Below are 3,121 nucleotides of genomic sequence, written 5' to 3'. Positions count from 1 at the left end.
GTCACGCCGCTCATGTTGTCTGCCCGTGCAGCCGTCTTGCTCCTCGGTGCAGGCGAGGGCTCCGGCGTTCACCTCGCGACGTCTCAAGCAGCACCCCGCAGCCAATGACAAGTGCCCAGCACTCCTGGACAACGCCTTGCGGATGTGAGCTGGCTAACAATGGGATAAACCTGTTGAAACCCGCATCGGAGGCTCACCGTGCAGCAACCTACTCGCCTCGCGAGGCGTCATCTGTCCACCACAGCCCTGGTATTCATGATCATCGCCGCGTCAGCGCCCTTGACCGTCCTCGCCGGCGGCGTGCCGACCAGTTTCGCGGTATCCGGTCTTCTGGGTGTGCCCGTGGGTTATCTGATCCTGGGACTCATCCTCGCCGTATTCGCCATTGGATACGGCGCCATGAGTGGGCATGTTCAGAACGCCGGAGCGTTTTACGCGTACGTGGCCGAAGGCCTGGGAAATAGACAAGGCATCGCCGCCGCCATCCTGGCATTGGTCTCCTACAACATGATGCAGGTTGGTCTGTATGGACTGTTCGGCTTCTCGTTGGCCACCTTGATCACTGGTCTGACCGGCATGACGGTTCCGTGGTGGCTCGCTGCGCTGGCCGGGTGGGTGATTGTCGGTGTTTTGGGTGTTAACAGCGTGGACCTCTCCGCCAAGGTACTGGGCATTTTGGTCGCGTTAGAGTTTCTCGTGGTGGGTGTGGTCTCCGTCCTGGCGCTCGTAGCCGCCCCGGAGGGAATCGGGTTGCAAACCCTTGACCCGCAGAACTTCTTCACTCCCGGAATCGGAGTGCTCCTGGCCTTTGGCATCGCGGCATTCATGGGGTTCGAATCGGGCGCCATTTACTCTGAGGAAACCAAGAACCCCCGGAAGACCGTGGCCCGAGCAACCTACATTGCAGTGGCCGTGATTGCCGTGTTCTACATGTTCTCGTCCTGGGCGTTCTCCGTGGGTGTCGGGGCCTCAAACATCGTGTCCTCATCTCAAGAACTCGGGCCGGACCTGGTGTTCGTGTGGCTCGCCGAACGCAGCACACTGCTCGCCGACGTCGCGAACGTCCTTTTCATCACGAGCTTGCTCGCTGCTCTGGTCGCCTTCCACAACGGCGCCGCCAGGTACTTCTTTGCACTGGGCCGTACCGGGGTGCTGCCAAAGAAACTCGGACTGACATCCGTCAGGACCGGAGCTCCGTTTGCCGGGTCCCTTGCCCAGTCCTGCGTGGCGATCATTGTGATTGTGGTTTTCGCCATAGCCGGAGCAGGTTCACCGCTGGGTGATCTGTTCCCGGTTCTGACCCTCTTCACCTGGCTGACCAATGCCGCAGCTTTCGGTTTGGTGTTCCTTCTGGCCATTACATCCATCGCGGTGGTGGCTTGGTTCTCCCGCCGTCACCACGGACATGGAGTAGGCACTCGTGTGGTGGCGCCGGTGATCTCAGCACTCGGGTTGCTCACCGTGGCCGCCCTCATCCTGGTCAACTTCGATCTCATGATCGGAGCGGAAGGCCCATCACCGCTGGTGGCCATCATGCCGGGCATCATCATTGGCTCGGGTGTGGTGGGACTGATCTGGGGTGAGGTCATCAGGCGACTCCGCCCGGACGTGTACCGGGCCATGCAGCACGAGGATCAGATCCCCGAATCGCAAGAACTTCCCGTGGTCACCACCCACCCTCATTCCTGATTCGATCAACAACCCATTCACCGGAGGAATTACCATGAGCAATCCCCATGTCGTAGTTGTCGGGGCCGGTTTCGCCGGCCTGGTCGCCGCTCGCGAACTGCAGATGGCCGGCGTAGACGTGGAAATCGTTGAAGCCCGGGAGCGTATCGGCGGACGAGCGTGGACTGAAGAACGCATGGGTCGCCCCCTCGAACTCGGTGCGACCTGGGTGCACTGGATGCAACCGCACGTGTGGTCCGAGATCACGCGGTACGACCAGAGCATCTACCCCAGCCCATTCTGTGATGACGCATATTGGGTCACGGGTGATTTGGTCAAACACGGTTCCGAGGCGGACCTCGAAGCGGCGATCGACCGCCCCATGCAAAAGATTTTTGAGGACTCTCGCGAGTTCTTCCCGTACCCCTACGAGCCACTGCACGTACTGGACGAAACCAGCGGCAGCACCCCGGAACTTCGCCGGCGGTTCCTGGCCGCGGATGAAGGCAGCGTTTTGGATTGCCTACGGGACGGCTCCTTCTCCCAGGAAGAGATCGATCTCTGCAACGCTTTCTGGGCCGCCGGGTACATCGGGGACCCGGAACTGGGGTCGCCGCTCATGGCCAAGCAGTGGGCTGCGCTGTCCGATCATCGGATGAGCCTCATGGAGGAACAAACACTTCGGTACAAACTCACGAACGGCATGCGGGGAATCTACGAGAACATCGCCGCCGACCTCAATTGCCCCATCAGGCTCAACACCCCGGTCGCGTCCATTGACCACCGGTCGGCCGGCGCCACGGTCACCCTGGAGAACGGCGAACGCATTTCCTGCGACGGCGTAATCGTCACGGTGCCCGTGGGTGCGCTGCCCACGATCGAATTCACTCCGGCGCTACCCGAAGGCATGCGCAACATCGTCGACAAGAAGTGGAACTCCACCGGATGCAAGATCTGGGTGAAGGTCAAGGGTCACCACAGCATCCTTGGCTACGCACCCACCCCCGCCAAAATGGCGATCTTGCGCAGCGAGTTCTTCATGGACGACGACACCACCATTTGCGTGGGATTCGGCCCCCACCACGACCTGGTGGATCTCAACGACCCGAAACACGGTCAGGAAATCATCAATCAATGGCGACCGGACTTGGAGGTCGTGGACTCCACCGGCCATGACTGGGTGGCGGACAAGTGGAGCGGTCAGGCTTGGGCCACACTGCGTTCGGGGCAGTTCACCAACGGGTGGCACCACTTCCGCGCTACCGATAGCCGGCTGCATTTCGCGGGGGCGGACTGGGCGCGGGGCTGGCGCGGCGTCGTCGTGGACGGCGCCATCGAAACTGGACTGAGCACGGCACGCAACATGATCAAGGAACTGAAAGTCTGAGCCCAGCCAACGGCTCCCGGCCGGGTTCGGGCTGAATACGTCAGGACCCGGCCAGAATGCGCCGCC

The 3,121-nt window shown here is 61.5% G+C and carries 2 protein-coding genes; both read left to right on the top strand.

Annotated features, from left to right (window positions below):
• Positions 1–198: 198 nt before the first annotated feature.
• Entirely contained in the window at positions 199–1,689 is a 1,491-nt protein-coding gene (locus tag Q4E95_RS12295) for an APC family permease (protein ID WP_303383575.1), read from the top strand.
• 34 nt (positions 1,690–1,723) lie between these two features.
• Positions 1,724–3,055 (top strand): NAD(P)/FAD-dependent oxidoreductase, encoded by a 1,332-nt coding sequence (locus Q4E95_RS12290; protein WP_095797034.1) that lies wholly within the window; start codon positions 1,724–1,726, stop codon positions 3,053–3,055.
• The last annotated feature ends 66 nt before the right edge of the window (positions 3,056–3,121 follow it).

The sequence above is a fragment of the Kocuria sp. genome (assembly GCF_030536815.1).
Lineage (GTDB): Bacteria > Actinomycetota > Actinomycetes > Actinomycetales > Micrococcaceae > Kocuria > Kocuria gwangalliensis.
Note: the sequence above shows the minus strand (reverse complement) of the source record. Positions and strands in the feature narration are given on the sequence as shown.

Excerpts from the sequence above, each read along its gene's own strand:
- Q4E95_RS12290 (WP_095797034.1), top strand. The coding sequence starts at position 1,724 with ATGAGCAATCCCCATGTCGTAGTTGTCGGGGCCGGTTTCGCCGGCCTG.